Source organism: Bradyrhizobium ivorense (assembly GCF_900696085.1).
GTDB classification, from domain to species: domain Bacteria; phylum Pseudomonadota; class Alphaproteobacteria; order Rhizobiales; family Xanthobacteraceae; genus Bradyrhizobium; species Bradyrhizobium ivorense.
In genome coordinates this window covers 77668-92772 of sequence record NZ_CAADFC020000012.1, presented here as the reverse complement: position 1 = coordinate 92772, position 15105 = coordinate 77668, and the positions used below count along the sequence as shown (strand labels likewise).

Sequence of the window (15105 nt, the reverse complement as noted above, 5' to 3'; positions counted from 1 at the left end):
GGCACCATGTTCGGCTGTATAAACCGGTAGCTTCTTCTCCTATTTGAAGAGGCTAATATGACCAATCTGCATCCTGATTTGCATTCCTGGCTCGCGCAGCAGCCGCACGGCCTGCGAACCTTCAGGACCTTCCAGCAAAAACTCGAGATATTGAGCAAGGACGACCCGGAGCAACGCGGCGTATGCCGGCTGTTGAGCGGTCTCGTCGGCAGCTATGTCGAGGCCTTCGACGAAGAGCCGCTGCCGGTTGCTGTCGCCGACCGCGCCTATGGCCGGCTGCTCGACCTCGTCGCCAGCCTGGATCTGAAGGGCAATTCCGACCGCCGCCTCGCCGACATCAACCGCGTCGCGAGCTGCAATCTGCTGAACTGATCGCGCTTCGGCCTAGTGCCGCGCAGCGACGAGCTCGCGGTAGAGCGCGGCGTAGCGCGCGGCGCGATCGTGCCAGGACACGTCGGTGGCCATGCCGGCCTGCTGCAGCCGGCGCCAGGTCACCTGGTCGTTGAACAACAGGTTGGCCTTGCGCAAGGCGTGAGCGAGCGCATCCGCGGTGACCGGTGCGAACTTGACGCCGGTCGCGGCCGCGCCGCTGACCACGGCTTCGTCGAAGTCGAGCACGGTGTCGGCAAGTCCCCCGACATTGGCGACGACGGGGACCGCGCCATAGCGCAGCGCGCACAGCTGGGTGAGGCCGCAGGGCTCGAACCGCGACGGCACCGCAAGCGCATCCGAGCCGGCTTGAATCAAATGCGCCAGCGCCTCGTCGTAACCGATCACGACGCCGATCCGCCCCGGATTGGCCTGCGCCAGCGCGGCGAAGCGATCCTGCAGGTCGCGGTCGCCGCTGCCGAGCAGCGCGAGCTGGATGCCTTCGCCGAGCAATGTCGGAATGGTCTCGAGCAGCAGATCGAGGCCCTTCTGCCACGACAGCCGGCTGATGACGCCGAGCAGCATCGCATCCGGCGCCTGATCGAGACCGAAGCGCAGTTGCAGCGCCGCCTTGTTCTGCGCGCGGCCGCCCGGCAGCTCCGCGCTGAAGCGCGCGGCGATATTTTGATCGGTGGCCGGATTCCACACGTCGACGTCGATGCCGTTGAGGATGCCGCTCAGCACATCGGAACGCTCGCGCAACAGGCCGCCGAACCCCATGCCGCCTTCGTCGGTCTGGATCTCCCGCGCATAGGTCGGTGACACGGTGGTGACGCGGTCGGCGAATTGCAGGCCGGCCTTCAACAGGCTGATGGTGCCGTAATATTCGACGCCGTGCAGCGCGTAGGATTCGCCCGGCAGGCCGAAGGTCGCGAGCATGTCGGGCGAGAACTGCCCCTGATAGGCGAGGTTGTGCACCGTCATCACGGTGCCGGGCCGCGGCTGCCTGCCATAGTGCAGATAGGCGGGCACGAGGCCGGCCTGCCAGTCATGCGCGTGCACGATGTCGGGGGTGAAGGAGGCAATCGCGCCCTGGCCGATCTCGGCCGCCATCCGCGACAGCGCCGCGAAGCGGATGCCGTTGTCGGGCCAGTCGCGGCCGTCGGGGCCGACATAGGGGTTGCCGGGACGAATGTACAAATGCGGCGCATCGAGCACCAGCAGATCGAGCCCGTCATGCGCGGCCGCCAGCACACGGATCGGCCCGCCGTAAAATTCCGGCCAGTTCAGCACCGTCTCGGCGGAGCGCAGCGCCCTGAGCACGTCGGGATATCCCGGCACCAGCGTCCGCGTCGCGACGCCGTGCTGCTGCAGCGCCGCCGGCAGCGCGCCGACCACGTCGGCAAGCCCGCCGGTCTTGACGATCGGGTAGACCTCGGAGGCGACCGCGAGGACGCGCAGTAGCGTCATGTCGCGAGCCTGTCGAGCATCGACTGCGTGATCAGCGTGATGCCCTGTTCGGTGGTGCGGAAGCGCTTGCCGTCGAACTCCGGATCCTCGCCGACCACGAGGCCTTCCGGAATCCGCACCCCGCGGTCGATCACGACGTTCCGCAGCCGCGCGCCGCGGCCGACATTGACATACGGCATGATCACGGCGTTCTCGATGCTGGCGTAGGAATTGACATGCACGCCGGTGAACAGCAGCGAGCGGCGCAGCGCCGCGCCGGAAATGATGCAGCCGCCGGAGACCAGCGAGGTCACCGCCTGGCCGCGCCGCCCGTCCTCGTCATGGACGAATTTCGCCGGCGGGGTGATCTCGGCATAGGTCCAGATCGGCCATGACCGATCGTAGAGATCGAGCTCCGGCACCACGTCGGTGAGATCGATATTGGCGCCCCAATAGGCGTCGACGGTGCCGGCATCGCGCCAATAGGCGCGGGGATCGTCGCCGGAGCGGACGCAGGAATCGTTGAACTGGTGCGCGATCGCCCGGCCGTGCTTGACGATGTAGGGAATGATATCCTTGCCGAAATCGTGCGCCGAGTTCTGGTCGGCGGCATCGCGGCGCAGCTCGTCGAACAGGAAGTCCGAGTTGAAGACATAGATGCCCATGCTGGCAAGCGACTTGTCCGGCTTGCCGGGCATCGGCGGCGGATCGGCCGGCTTCTCCAGGAACGACTTGATCAGGCCGGTCTCGTCGATATGCATGATGCCGAAGCCTGAGGATTCCGCCCGCGGCATTTCGAGGCAGCCCACCGTGACGTCGGCGCCGCTCTCGACATGCTGCTTCAGCATGATCTCGTAATCCATCTTGTAGACGTGGTCGCCGGCCAGCACCAGGATGTACTTGGTGCCGTGCGCCTCGATGATGTCGATGTTCTGGTAGACCGCATCCGCCGTGCCGACATACCACATCGTCTCGGAGACGCGCTGGCTCGCGGGCAGAATGTCAAAGCTCTCGTTTCGTTCGGGGCGGAAGAAGTTCCAGCCGCCCTGCAGATGCCGGATCAGGCTGTGCGCCTTGTACTGCGTCGCCACCGCGATGCGGCGGATGCCGGAGTTGACTGCGTTGGACAGCGCGAAATCGATGATGCGCGACTTGCCGCCGAAATAGACCGCCGGCTTGGCGCGCTTGTCGGTGAGCTCCTGCAGTCTGCTGCCGCGTCCGCCGGCCAGCACGAAAGCGAGAGCGTGACGCGACAATGGTTCATTTCCGACGGTTATCATGGTGATCCTCCCGGGACTTTCGGCACGGCCCCGCTACCTTCTCTTGTCCGGAAGGCCTGATCGGGCGTCACGAGGCCGCCCGCGAGCGTAGCAAGCGGCCCCGATTGAGCAAAGCGGCATCGGCGGTTTTCGTTCCCGGGATTTCGGCCTCCGAGGGTCGGGGTTGCGCCTTGGTTAAAGCTATTGACGACGCGTCATTTCCGCCTACAGCAAACCAGTCCGTCCCTGCTTCAGGCCTGCCTCCCATGACGCTTCCGCTCCTAACGCCCCAGGACATCCGCTCGGCGCTGCTGCTCCGGCATGAGATCGCGCTGCTCGATGTCAGGCATGAGGCCGAGTTCGCCACCGGGCATCCGCTGTTTGCCGCCAACATGGCCTTCGACCGGATTGCGCTCGAGGCCGCGATCCGGCTGCCGCGCAAGAACGTGCCGATCGTGCTCTATGATGACGGCGAGGGGTTGGTCGCGGGGGCGGCCGAGCAATTGCGCGCACTCGGCTATAGCGACGTCCGCTCGCTCGGCGGCGGCCTGCAGGCCTGGCGCGCGGCCGGTTACGAAATCTTCCAGGACGTCAATTCCTACGCCAAGGCGTTCGGCGAGTTGGTCGAGGCGCGGCGGCACACGCCGTCGCTGAGCGCCGACGAGGTCGCAAAACTGATCGCCGACAAGGCCGACATCGCGATCCTCGACGTCCGCCGCTTCGATGAATATGCCACCATGAACATCCCGGGCTCGGTCAGCGTGCCCGGCGCGGAGCTGGTGCTGCGGGCGGGCAAGGCTGCTCCCGACCCCGAGACCACCATCATCGTCAACTGCGCCGGCCGCACCCGCTCGATCATTGGCACGCAGTCGCTGATCAATGCCGGCCTGCCGAACCAGGTGCGGGCGCTGCGCAACGGCACCATCGGCTGGACGCTCGCCAAACACGATATCGAGCACGGGGCGAACCGGCGCGGCGGCATCGGACCGTTCGACGGTGCCGCCGGCAACGCGCGCGATGTCGCCTATCGCGCCGGCGTCCGCCGCATCGGTGCGAGCGAACTCACCGCGCTGGAGCGCGAGACGCAGCGCACGCTGTATCGCTTCGACGTCCGGGATGCCGACGAATATGCGGCGGGCCATCTCGCCGGCTTTCGCCATTATGCCGGCGGGCAACTGGTGCAGGAGATCGACATGGCCGCGCCGGTGCGCGGCGCGCGCATCGTGCTGACCGACGACAAGGGAATCCGCGCCGACATGACGGCGTCCTGGCTTGCGCAAATGGGCTGGGAGGTCTATGTGCGCGACGGCGGCTATGACCGCGCGCTCGAAGCGGGCCCGCCGCTGCTGCTGCCGAAGCCGGATCCGTCGCACCGCTATCGCCGACCCTACGAAGGCACCGAGGTCGCTGAAAAGGCCATGCAGGCCTATCTCGATTGGGAGTACGGCCTCGTCGAGCAGCTTCGCCGCGACGGGACTCACGGGTTTTACGTGATTTGAAACGCAGTAAGGACAGGAGCTTTGGGCTGTGGACTATCCCCGTCATTGCGAGCGGAGCGAAGCAATCCATTTCACCGCATATGCGGAACGATGGATTGCTTCGTCGCTGGCGCGCCTCGCAATGACGGAAAATCCGTAGCCCCGATGGAGCGCAGCACAATCCGGGATTCTGTCCCCGCGGCAAGACTTTCCCGGATTGTGCCAACGGGGCGCGCGTTTGCGCGACCCGTTGGCTTCATCCGGGCTACGAAGCTACGAAGTACCGTTCAGTCCGGCGTGAACGCGTCGTAGACCAGCTTCTTGAACACCGGCAAGATGCGCTGGCGCTCGTTCTGGGTCTGCTCCAGCATGATGTAGACCATGTCGAGCGTTGGATCGACGCCGAAATAGGTGCCGCTGCCGCTGTCCCATTTCAACTCGCCGATCAAGCCTGGCGGCGGCGGCTTTGCGTTGCCGGGATCGGTGCGCATGGCGATGCCGTAGCCATAGCCAAAACCGTCGCCGGGAAAGTACCAGTAGTCGCGGCCGACGCCGGAGCCGGGGCCGATATGGTCGGTCGTCATGTCCTTGAAGGCGGCGGGGCTGATGTACCTGATACCGTCAAGCTCGCCGCCGTTCAGCAGCATCTGCGCAAAGCGCGCGTAGTCCGTCACGGTCGACACCAGCCCGCCGCCGCCGGATTGCCATTCCGGATGCGCGCGCCGGTCGCGCTCGGCGGCGACCAAGATCTTGTCCGACGGCAGCGGCTCCGCCATCCGCGCGCGTTCGTCGGCGGAATCGAGCACGAATTTGGTATCCTTCAGCTTCATCGGATCGAAGATCCGCTCCTTCTCGAACTCATAGAGCGTCTTGCCGGTGATGACCTCGATCACGCGGCCGAGCACGTCGGTGGAATGGCCGTAGCGCCACAGCGTGCCGGGCTGTCGCGACAGCGGCAGTTTGGCCAGCCGCGCGACGAATTCCTTGTTGTCGAAGGTGCCGTCGAACAGGTGGCCGGAATGGTACAGCCGCTGGATCCAGTCGGCGCCGATATATTCGTAGGTGATGCCCGACGTGTGCCGCATGATGTCCTGGATCGTGATCGGGCGGATCGGCATCTCCAGCTTCAGATCGCTCAGGGCGTTGTCGTTGGGCGGCTCGATGCCGACCGTCACGTCGGCGAACGCCGGAATGTACTTTGACAGCGGGTCCTGCGGCGACAGTTTGCCCTCGTCGATCAGCATCATCGCCGCGACGCTGGTGATCGGCTTGGTCATCGAATGCAGCGCAAAGATCGTGTCCGTCGTCATCGGCGCCTTGGTCGTGACGTCGCGATAGCCGAAGGTTTTCAGATAGACCGGCTTGCCGTGCTGCTGGATCAGGATGACGGCGCCGGGCAGCCGGCCGCTGTTGACCTCGTCGTTGAAGAGCGCGGTGATGCGCTCCAGCTTTTCCGGCGACGGGGCAGGGATGTCGGCAGCGCGCGCGGCTCCGATTGTGACGGACGCAAGACAGGCGAGTGCAAGACGCGGCATTGCGCGGAGCGTTCGTGCGGCAACGTCGATTGCCCGATGGTATCTGCGTGACATTTGAAAGTGCCGCCCTGCCTGATGTCCTCAACGCCGGATTATTAGCGCGGGCATCGCGCGCAACCTAGTCAATTTCCTGCGGCATTATTCCCGCGAACCTACACAATCTGTCGCGTCCCGGCCGGCGCCTTCACCGCGTGCGACAGCACCTGCAGCGCCTGGCTCAATTCGGCGCGGTTACGCGCGGCGCCGAGCGAGATGCGCAGCCCGCGCGGCGCGGCCTCACTCACGGCAAATGCGTCCTCGCCGACCACCGCGAGGCCGTTGCGCATCAGATGCGACAGCAGGTCGGTGCCGCCGAAATGGCTCGGCAGCGGCATCCAGAGGTGATGGCTGGCCGCCCGCGCCGCGTAGGAGACGCTCTTGAGGAAGCGCGCCGCGAGCTGCTGGCGGGCCGCGGCCTCGTTGCGGATGGCGCGGATGATCTCGGCGGCGACGCCGGAGCGCAGCCATTGCGTGACCAGGGCGACCATCAGCGACGGCGGCATCTGCAGCGTCGCCTGCATGCCGGCGCGCATGCGCTGCTCGGCACTCGCATCGGGCGCCACCAGATAGGCGACGCGCAGCGCCGGCGCGATGCATTTTGCGATGCTGGCGGCATAGTAGGTGCGCTCCGGGATCAGGGACGCGATCGGCGCCAGCTGCGGCTCGAGGGGGCCGTAGACGTCGTCCTCGATCAGAACGCAGCCGCGCTTCCTGATGACCTCGGCGACCGCCTTGCGCCGTGCCTCGCTCATCGTCGCCGTGGTCGGATTGTGCTGGGTCGGCACCAGGTAGACCGCCTTCGGCTTGTGCTTGCGGCAGGCGTCGTCGAGCGCGTCGGGCAGTGCGCCCTCGGCGTCCATCGCAACGCCGACCAGGCGGACGTCGCGCCGCGCCGCCGCGGCCTTGGTGCCGGGAAAGGTCAGCGCTTCCGTCACCACGACGTCGCCGGGCGACGTCAGCGCGAGCAAGGCATTGAAGATGATCGCCTGCGAGCCCGGAAAGATCACGATGCGGTCGGCTGACGCCTGCGGCAGCCGCGGCTGCAGCCACGCGGCGGCGGCCTCGCGCTCCTGGGTGGTGCCGCCGGGTCGCGCATAGCCGAGATAGGCGGAGAAGCCGGCCTCGGAGCGGATGGTGGCGAGCCCCTGCGCGATGCGCAGATCGAGATTGGCCTCGACCGGCTGCGGCGGCAGGTTCATCGACAGGTCGATGTTGACCGGCGCAGGCAAATCGGAGGCGGCGCGCGCCGTGGTCTCCGAGACGAAGGTGCCTTGCCCGACCCGGGCATCGAGCAGGCCGCGCCGCCGCGCCTCGCCATAGGCGCGCGTCACCGTGGTGAGATCGATGTCGAGCGCGGTGGCGAGCGCGCGATGGGTCGGCAGCCGCTGGCCGCGCAGCAGCCGGCCGCTGGCGATATCGGCGGCGAGGGCATCGACGATGCGCAGGAACATCGGGCCCTGCCATTCCGAAACTGTAGGGATCCAATCCATGCAATCTGGCGCTTTGTCTTTGATTGTAGGTCTTGCGATGCATATTGTATGGATCATCAGATCAGGTCAAGGATGACGGCCATGAATGAAGCGGTTTCCCTCCCCAAGGCGATGTGGCGCGGCTTTACGATGAAGTGCCCGAATTGCGGGCGCGGCCATCTGTTCGGCCGATTCCTCAAGGTGGTCGATCACTGCGAGGTCTGTCACGAGGACTACACCCCGCAGCGCGCCGACGATTTTCCGGCCTATCTCGTCATCGTCGTGGTCGGCCACATCGTGGTGCCGGCGCTGCTCTGGCTGGAGATGAACTACGCGCCGCCGGCCTGGCTGCAACTGGCGATCTGGCTGCCGGTGACGTTGTTCAGTGCGCTCGGGCTGCTGCAGCCGACCAAGGGCGCGATCGTCGGGTTGCAGTGGCAGCTCGGCATGGAGGGCTTTGCCGTGACGCGGCGGCGTGCCGCCACGGTGCGTGTCGGGCGGACGCGGGAAGCCTGAAGCGAGCTCACACCTGTAGCCCGGATGCAGCGAAGCGCAATCCGGGGGCTGGTCTATCCGTTGTGAAAGCGGCCCCGGATTTCGCTACGCTGCATCCGGGCTACCAAGATCAAATCGGGTGGTGATGCGGCCGGAACATGCGGCCCTTTTCCGTGACCAGCACGACCGCGAGCGAGGCCAAGGTGCACAGGAAGAAGCCGGTCGCGAACGGCAGCAGCGTGCCGTCATAGTCCTGGCCGATCGTGGTGCCGATGCCGATCCCGAGCAGCGTGGTGATGGTGCCGTAGAGCGATGATGCGGTGCCGGCGATCTTGCCCTGCGGCTCCATCGCCAGCGCGGTGAAATTCGCCATCATCAGCCCGAACGCGAACATCATCAGCAGCGACAGCGTCATGAACAGCGGCAGCGACAGCATATCGAGCTTGACGGCGAGCAGCAGTGCGCCTGCGACCACCGCAAAGCCTGATATCGCGGCGTGCGAGATCACGCGCATGCCGATGCGGCCGACGATGCGGGAATTGAGGAAGCCGGCGATGGCGACGCCGATCGCGCAGGCCGCGAACGCCACCGGGAAATAGTGCCCGAGCTTGAAGATCTCGGTGAACACTTGCTGCGACGAGAACACGAAGGCGAACAGCGAGCCGGTGACGCCGCCGGCGGCGAGCGCATAGCCGAGCGTCTGGCGGTTGGTGAGGGTCTGACGGAACGCGGAGAGCACCTCCGGGATCGCCAGCGACTTGCGCAGTTCCTTCGGCAATGTCTCCGGCATCCGCAGCGCGTTCCAGGCCAGCGCAATCACGCCATAGAGCATCAGCACCACGAAGATGCCGCGCCAATGCGTCAGCAGCATCACAGCCTGGCCGAATGACGGCGCGATCACGGGCACCGCGATGAACACCATCATGGCGAGCGACATCACGCCCGCCGTCCGGCGTAGCAGTCGCGCACGATCGAGGTCGCGATCACGCGGGTCGCCGCAGTGCCGAGCCCTTGCAGCGCGCGCGCCAAGAGCAACGTCTCGAACGACGGCGCCATGATCGCGAGCAGGCCGGCGATGGTATAGACGGTCATGCCGCCGAGCAGCACCGGGCGGCGGCCGAATCTATCGGACAGCGGGCCCATCACGAACTGGCCGACGCCGAAGCCGACCAGGAAGATCGACAGCACCATCTGCGGCCGGTTGGCCTCAGCGATCGCAAACGCCGAGCGAATGTTCGGCAGCGCCGGCAGCATCATGTCCATCGCCAGCGGGTTCAGCGCCATGATGGATGCGATAACGACGACGAATTCGGGAAAGCCCATCGGGCGGTGGCCTGAGGAAACCCAGGCATCGGCATTGATTTCGGACACTTATGACCTCTTGGAAGCCGCCAAATCTAGGCGCTTCGCTGCGGTGCACAACGCCCGTTTCGGGATGGGTGGTGGTCGGTGAGGGATGGGCTGGGCAGGCGGCGTTTCAGGTCGCGCACAGCATCGCCTTCAATTTGGGCACCGCGCTGCCGGCGTCGTCAGATGCGGGCGCCGCGGTTGTAGCCGTCGACGAGCTGATTGTAATCGCGCATCAGCGGGTAGGGCGGATTAGCCGAGAGGCGTAATCCGCCTCCGTTTCCACGTCGCGGTGGCTTACGCCTGCGGCTAATCCACCCTACGCAGCTACCCAGGCATCCCTTCAGTCTGTCGACCACCGTCAGATCCGGGCGCCGCGGTTGTAGCCGTCGACGAGCTGATTGTAATCGCGCATCAGCCGGGCCGGCGATCCCTCCACCATCCACCCGGCGCCGGCGTTGCTCATGATCATCTTCTCACCCGAGCTGTAAGGCACCTTGTCGCGAACGCGGCGCATCAGCTGCTTCGCGGTGGTGAGGAACGATTTGGCGCTGCCGATGAACATCGAGCCGAGCTTGGCGTCGCCGTCCTTGCCGGAGGCCTCTTCTGCCGCTTTCACCGTGGCCTCGTACTCGTTGAGCGACCGGGTGATCGCATCGAGGTCGGGCTTATCGGCCTGCTGCGCGCGGAGCAGGCGCTTGGCCTGGATCATCAGAGCCTCGACATAATAGTGCGACTTGCGGCCCTCGCTCGCCTCGATCGCGGCGAGCCGCTCGGCGGCGCGCTTGTCGTTGATGACATCGACCCCGCCGCGCAGCGCCTTGTCGGCATTGGCAAAGGCATCCCATGCCGCGACCAGACGCGGATGCAGAGCCTTGCCCTTGGCCATTTTGTCGTCCTTGTAGTTCTCCTGGCTGTAGTAGTCGTCCGCCTCCTTCAACAGCGGCTCGAGCGCGGTGACCGCCGTGACATAGGCATTCGCGGCCGCTTCGAGCTCGGCATCATGCGGGTCCATGGCGTTGGCGGCTGCGACGTCCTTCTTGCAGTCGGCCGTGTCGTAGATCGTGTAAGTGCCGTAGATGATCCGCTCCTTGCCGGTGGGGCCGTTCTTGCCGACCCAGGAGAAGTAACGCTCGCGCGATTCGAACGAGCGTGCCGAAAGCCGGTTGATGCAGCCGACATAGGCATTGAGCTTCTGCGTCAGTTGCGCGGAAGCGGCATTCGCCGATGACGCGGGCTGGTCCTGCTGGGCGGCAGCCGGACCGAGCGCGAGAACGATGGTTGCAATCGCAAGGAAAGCCGTACGTCGCATCGGGAGTTTGCCCTCATGTCAGCCGGGATCCCGTTTAGCACAGTATCGATCGGCCTGGATGACGGCTATGAGTCAAAAGCGGTCGACGCCGACAAGGTCCGGCCTAGTGTGCGCCGAGCATTGCCTTCAGCTTCGCGACCGCGCTGTCGGGTGTCGTCAGCACCGGCCTGCCGATGACCTCCGCGACGCGGTCGGCGGCGGGCGCCATGCTGTATTGGGCGAGCGCGATCAGGTCGCAGTCGCGCAGGTCTTTCGAAGCCTCGACCACCAGGCGGTCGTGTTCGGCGCGGTCGCCGCGGTCGAGCGCGGCCAACGCGCCCTCGGCGAGCTTTGGCGCCAGCGTCACAGACGCGGGAAATTCCGGCGGCATCGAGACCAGCGTCGGCGGGAAGGTCGAGAGCAGGCCGATCTTTTTTCCCTTGGCGACCGCCTGTTCGATCATCGCCTCGTTCGGCTTCAGCACCGGCATCGGCGCATGCGCGCGCGCCACCGCCTCGATGCAGGGCCCGAACGCCGAGCAGGTGAAGAGAATGCCGTCGGCGCCGGTATCGGCGGCATAGCGGCCCATGGTGAGGAAGCGATCGGTCATCCGCTCGGTGAGCTTGCCGTCGCGCGCGAGATCGGCGGAGAGCGAATCGTCGAGCAGGTTCATCAGCCGCGCCTCCGGCCATAGGCGTGCAAACGACGCCTCGATCGGCACGATCGAATGCTTCAGGGCATGGATGAGGGTGATGCGCATGGTCGGTCTTCTTCTCCCTCTCCCCGTTCTTCACGGGGAGAGGGCGGGGTGAGGGGCTCTATCGGCACAACAGGTGAGAGAGAATTCGCGGAGACTCCCCCTCACCCGGATTGCATCTCGCGATGCAATCCGACCTCTCCCCGCATCCGCCTTCGCCAAGGCTTCGGCGGACAGGGGCGGGGAGAGGTGACTTCCTACTTGAACGGGATGGCGTACATCAGGCCGCCCTTGCTCCAGGTGGCGTTGAGGCCGCGTTCGAGTTTCAGCGGGCTGGCCTTGCCGACATTGCGCTCAAAGATCTCGCCGTAATTGCCGCCGGCCTTGATCGCCGCGACCAGCCATTTGTTGTCGAGCCCGAGCCGCGAGCCGAGATCGCCGGAGGCGCCGAGCAGGCGCTGGATCGCCGGCACCTGCGACTTCGCCATCTCGTCGGCATTGGCCTGCGTCACGCCGAGCTCTTCGGCCTCGACCAGTCCGTAGTGCAGCCAGGTGATGATGTCGCTCCACCCCTCGTCGCCGTTGCGAGTGAACGGGCCGAGCGGCTCCTTGCTGATGGTCTGCGGCAGCACGACATAGTCCTCGGCCTTCGGTGCGGCGGTCGCGACCGCGCCGGCGAGCGCCGAGGCGTCCTGGGTCATGGCATCGCAGCGGCCGCCGAAGAAGGTCTGGTACATGGTGTCGACGCGGTCGAACACCAGCGGCTTCCAGTCGATGCCGTTGGCACGGCCATAGTCGCCGAGCGTCACCTCATGCGTGGTGCCCTGCGCGACGCAGACGGTGGCGCCCTTGAGGTCCTTCAGCTCCTTCACGCCAAGGTCCTTCTTCACCACAAAACCCTGGCCGTCGTAGAAGTTGACCGGACCCTGCCGTAGCCCAAGCGTGGTGCCGCGCAGATAAGTCTGGGTCGAGTTGCGGTAGAGCACGTCGATCTCGCCGGACTGCAGCGCCGTAAAGCGGTTCTGCGCGGTCAGCGCGACGTAGCGCACTTTGGTGGGATCGCCCAGCACGCCGGCAGCGAGCGCGCGGCAATAGTCGACGTCGAGGCCCTTGAAGTTGCCCTGCGAGTCCGGCGCCGAGAAGCCGGCAAAGCCGGTCGAGACGCCGCACACCAGCGTGCCGCGCTGTTTGACGGTGTCGAGTGTCGCCGCGCTTGCGCCCGTGATGCTTGCGGCGAGAACGGTTGCAGTAATCAATCCCCTGTACATTGTACTCCTCCTCCATTTCATTTTGAGCATGATCCTGCCGGAAAACCGGAACCCGCTTTTCCGGATCACGCTCCGTGACCGATATCCTTCAACGCGCTGTCTACCGCAGCGCCTAGTCTTTCGACGATCATGTCGATGTCGCCGGAAGTTGCGATGTAGGGCGGCGCCAGCAGCACGTGGTCGCCGTGCTTGCCGTCGGCGGTGCCGCCCGCCGGATAGCAGCCGAGCCCGCCGGCGAACGCGGCTGCCTTGATCCGCTGATGCAGCTTCAGCTTGGGATCGAACGACTGCCGCGTGCCGCGGTCGGCGACCAGCTCGATCGCCCAGAACAGGCCGCGGCCCCTGATGTCGCCGACATGGCGGTGATTGCCGAAGCGCTCGGTGAGCCGCTGCTCGAGCAGCTTGCCGCGCTCCTTGACCTGGTCGAGCAGCTTTTCCTCGGCGATGATCTTCTGGACCTCGAGCGCGGCGGCGCAGGCGAGCGGATGCGCGAGATACGTATGGCCGTGCTGGAACGCGCCGGAGCCGCTCCGCACGGTCTCGACGATGGTGCCGCTCGCCAGCATCGCGCCGATCGGCTGGTAGCCGCCGCCGAGCCCCTTGGCGATCGCCTGGATGTCGGGCGCGATGCCTTCCTGCTCCCACGCATGCAGCGTGCCGGTGCGGCCCATGCCGCACATCACCTCGTCGAGGATGAGGAGGGCGCCGTGCTTGTTGCAGATCTCGCGCACCGCCTTGAAGTAGCCCTCCGGCGCCGGCACGCAGCCGGCGGTGGCGCCGACCACCGGCTCAGCGATGAAGGCGGCGACGGTGTCGGGGCCGAGCCGCTGGAATTCGGCCTCGAGCTCCGCGGCGAGCCGGCCGACGAACGCCGCCTCCGATTCATCGTCGCGCTTCTCGTGATAGGCGAAGGCCGGCGTGACGTGCGAGAACGACGGCGACAGCAGCGGCGCATAGGGCTCGCGGCGCCAGGCGTTGCCGCCGGCCGACAGCGCGCCCAGCGTATTGCCGTGATAGCTCTGCTTGCGGGCGATGAAGCGCGCGCGCTGCGGCTCGCCGCGCTCGATGTGATATTGCCGCGCCAGCTTGATCGAGGCCTCGACCGCCTCCGAGCCGCCGCTGACGAAATAGACCGATGCAAGCCCGCCGGGCTCATGGCCGACCAGCCGCTCGGCGAGCTCTTCCGCCGGCTCGGACGAGAAGAAGGCGGTGTGGGCATAGGCCAGAGTCGAGGCCTGCTTGGCGATTGCGGCGAGCACGCGCGGATGCTGATGGCCGAGGCAGGACACCGCAGCGCCGCCGGAGGAATCCAGCACGCGGCGGCCGTCCTCGGCAATCAGCCAGACGCCGTCGCCGCCAATTGCCTTTGGCGGGGTCTCGCGCAGGCTGCGATGCATCACGCGGCTCTTGGTGGCGGCCATGACAGTCATCCTTTCTCGACAAAATATTGCGACATCTCGGCAAGCCGGCCTTCGGTCTCCTCCAGCTTGCGCTTGGCGCCCGCGCCGCCCAGCGTGAAGCTGACGGCGGCCAGCGACTGCGCGACCGCGATCGCGCCGGTGAGGCTCGGGAAGAAGCCGGGCGAGGCGGCGGCCTCGAACAGCAGCAGGTGATCACAGCCTTCGGCCATCGGCGCTGCGATCGTGTCGGCGATCGCGATCAGCGTGGCGCGCGCATCGTGCGCGGCGCGCGCGGTCTCGACGCTGACCGTGGTGTAGGGCGCAAAGCCGATCACGATGACCGCGTCGTCAGCGCGGAAGGCGCCGTGGTCGAGATCGAACGGGCCGGAGCCGCCGACCAGTTGCACCGCGTCCGGGCGGAACAGGCGGAGCTGATAGGTGAGCAGTTCCGCGACGCTACGGCAGCTGCGAAAGCCCGCGATCCAGATCCGGTTCGCCGTGTGCAGTGCACGCGCCGCCTCGGCGATCGCGCTCGCAGAGATCCGCGCCAGGCCTGCGGCTTCCGCCTCCAGCTTGTCGTGCACCAGTTTGACGTCGGCATTCGGCCCGGCGCGGCGGCTTTTGGCGCGGCCGGAGAACGGCGAGGTTTGTGCCGGCCGGCGCGCCTCGGTCAGCGCGGCGCGCAATTCATCCCAGCCGGAATAGCCGAGCGCCTTGGCGAGGCGGGTGAAGGAGGCGGGATCGGCGCCGGCAACCGCGGCAAGGTCGCGCATCGAGCGCGTGGTGGCGTCGTAATCATTGGCTGCGACAAAACGGCCGACTTCCTGCAAGCGCATCGGCAGCGACGGCAGTGCGCTGCACAATTCGTTGAGGGGCGATGGTTTCGGCTGAGCCTGGGCCATGAAACATATGTTGCATGAATCTGAATTTGGTGCAACATATGAAGTGCGCAGGTTTGAGTTTGACGCGTTTTCTTCACGCGAACCGGTACCCACTTCGCTCGAAAACG

Annotated in this window: 12 protein-coding genes and 1 pseudogene; 3 read left to right on the top strand and 10 right to left on the bottom strand. The window is 66.2% G+C overall.

What is annotated here, in order from left to right; translation table 11 throughout:
* The first annotated feature begins 57 nt into the window (after positions 1-57).
* The gene (locus CI41S_RS17065) at positions 58-372 is read left to right on the top strand and encodes a hypothetical protein (RefSeq protein WP_139487351.1); all 315 of its coding nucleotides are present in this window, start codon (positions 58-60) and stop codon (positions 370-372) included.
* Positions 373-384: 12 nt separating this feature from the next.
* Here the strand turns inward: CI41S_RS17065 and glgA are convergent, their stop codons facing one another.
* Positions 385-1839: a glycogen synthase GlgA gene (gene glgA / locus CI41S_RS17060; RefSeq protein WP_139860660.1), complete on the bottom strand. Its 1455-nt coding sequence runs from the start codon at positions 1837-1839 to the stop codon at positions 385-387.
* Entirely contained in the window at positions 1836-3098 is a 1263-nt protein-coding gene (gene glgC, locus CI41S_RS17055) for a glucose-1-phosphate adenylyltransferase (RefSeq protein WP_139860656.1), read from the bottom strand. Before glgC ends, glgA begins: the two co-directional genes overlap by 4 nt.
* A gap of 245 nt (positions 3099-3343) precedes the next feature.
* Here glgC and CI41S_RS17050 point away from each other — a divergent pair, with 245 nt between their 5' ends.
* Positions 3344-4576, top strand: coding sequence for a rhodanese-like domain-containing protein (locus CI41S_RS17050; protein ID WP_139860653.1), 1233 nt, complete (start codon positions 3344-3346; stop codon positions 4574-4576).
* Between the two features lie 266 nt (positions 4577-4842).
* Here CI41S_RS17050 and CI41S_RS17045 read toward each other — a convergent pair whose 3' ends face one another.
* Positions 4843-6090: a serine hydrolase domain-containing protein gene (locus tag CI41S_RS17045; protein WP_139860649.1), complete on the bottom strand. Its 1248-nt coding sequence runs from the start codon at positions 6088-6090 to the stop codon at positions 4843-4845.
* A gap of 152 nt (positions 6091-6242) precedes the next feature.
* On the bottom strand, positions 6243-7619 hold the full coding sequence (locus CI41S_RS17040) for an aminotransferase-like domain-containing protein (RefSeq protein ID WP_139860646.1): 1377 nt from the start codon (positions 7617-7619) through the stop codon (positions 6243-6245).
* Positions 7620-7700: 81 nt separating this feature from the next.
* Between CI41S_RS17040 and CI41S_RS17035 the strand changes: the two genes are divergently transcribed.
* Positions 7701-8114 carry a DUF983 domain-containing protein gene (locus CI41S_RS17035; protein WP_244626567.1) on the top strand — a complete coding sequence of 138 codons (414 nt, stop codon included), beginning with the start codon at positions 7701-7703 and terminating at the stop codon, positions 8112-8114.
* A gap of 109 nt (positions 8115-8223) precedes the next feature.
* On the opposite strand, the pseudogene CI41S_RS17030 reads toward CI41S_RS17035, so the two are convergent.
* The 6 genes and pseudogenes from CI41S_RS17030 to CI41S_RS17005 all read right to left on the bottom strand — a co-directional run bounded on the left by CI41S_RS17030 (position 8224) and on the right by CI41S_RS17005 (position 14998).
* A pseudogene (locus CI41S_RS17030) lies at positions 8224-9416 on the bottom strand (multidrug effflux MFS transporter).
* A 385-nt stretch (positions 9417-9801) separates the two neighbouring features.
* Entirely contained in the window at positions 9802-10752 is a 951-nt protein-coding gene (locus tag CI41S_RS17025) for a YiiG family protein (protein WP_139860640.1), read from the bottom strand.
* Between the two features lie 103 nt (positions 10753-10855).
* Positions 10856-11491 carry an aspartate/glutamate racemase family protein gene (locus tag CI41S_RS17020; RefSeq protein WP_139860637.1) on the bottom strand — a complete coding sequence of 212 codons (636 nt, stop codon included), beginning with the start codon at positions 11489-11491 and terminating at the stop codon, positions 10856-10858.
* A gap of 194 nt (positions 11492-11685) precedes the next feature.
* Positions 11686-12696: an amino acid ABC transporter substrate-binding protein gene (locus tag CI41S_RS17015; RefSeq protein ID WP_139860634.1), complete on the bottom strand. Its 1011-nt coding sequence runs from the start codon at positions 12694-12696 to the stop codon at positions 11686-11688.
* A 65-nt stretch (positions 12697-12761) separates the two neighbouring features.
* Positions 12762-14117 (bottom strand): aspartate aminotransferase family protein, encoded by a 1356-nt coding sequence (locus CI41S_RS17010; protein ID WP_139860631.1) that lies wholly within the window; start codon positions 14115-14117, stop codon positions 12762-12764.
* A 5-nt stretch (positions 14118-14122) separates the two neighbouring features.
* Positions 14123-14998: a MurR/RpiR family transcriptional regulator gene (locus CI41S_RS17005; protein ID WP_139860628.1), complete on the bottom strand. Its 876-nt coding sequence runs from the start codon at positions 14996-14998 to the stop codon at positions 14123-14125.
* Positions 14999-15105: the final 107 nt, after the last annotated feature.

What these genes read in the sequence shown, in the direction of transcription:
- CI41S_RS17010 (WP_139860631.1), bottom strand. Translation starts at nt 14,117, where the DNA reads ATGGCCGCCACCAAGAGCCGCGTGATGCATCGCAGCCTGCGCGAGACC.
- CI41S_RS17065 (WP_139487351.1), top strand. Translation starts at nt 58, where the DNA reads ATGACCAATCTGCATCCTGATTTGCATTCCTGGCTCGCGCAGCAGCCG.
- CI41S_RS17005 (WP_139860628.1), bottom strand. Translation starts at nt 14,998, where the DNA reads ATGGCCCAGGCTCAGCCGAAACCATCGCCCCTCAACGAATTGTGCAGC.
- CI41S_RS17035 (WP_244626567.1), top strand. Translation starts at nt 7,701, where the DNA reads ATGAATGAAGCGGTTTCCCTCCCCAAGGCGATGTGGCGCGGCTTTACG.
- glgA (WP_139860660.1), bottom strand. Translation starts at nt 1,839, where the DNA reads ATGACGCTACTGCGCGTCCTCGCGGTCGCCTCCGAGGTCTACCCGATC.
- CI41S_RS17040 (WP_139860646.1), bottom strand. Translation starts at nt 7,619, where the DNA reads ATGGATTGGATCCCTACAGTTTCGGAATGGCAGGGCCCGATGTTCCTG.
- CI41S_RS17015 (WP_139860634.1), bottom strand. Translation starts at nt 12,696, where the DNA reads ATGTACAGGGGATTGATTACTGCAACCGTTCTCGCCGCAAGCATCACG.
- CI41S_RS17025 (WP_139860640.1), bottom strand. Translation starts at nt 10,752, where the DNA reads ATGCGACGTACGGCTTTCCTTGCGATTGCAACCATCGTTCTCGCGCTC.
- CI41S_RS17020 (WP_139860637.1), bottom strand. Translation starts at nt 11,491, where the DNA reads ATGCGCATCACCCTCATCCATGCCCTGAAGCATTCGATCGTGCCGATC.
- CI41S_RS17045 (WP_139860649.1), bottom strand. Translation starts at nt 6,090, where the DNA reads ATGCCGCGTCTTGCACTCGCCTGTCTTGCGTCCGTCACAATCGGAGCC.
- glgC (WP_139860656.1), bottom strand. Translation starts at nt 3,098, where the DNA reads ATGATAACCGTCGGAAATGAACCATTGTCGCGTCACGCTCTCGCTTTC.
- CI41S_RS17050 (WP_139860653.1), top strand. Translation starts at nt 3,344, where the DNA reads ATGACGCTTCCGCTCCTAACGCCCCAGGACATCCGCTCGGCGCTGCTG.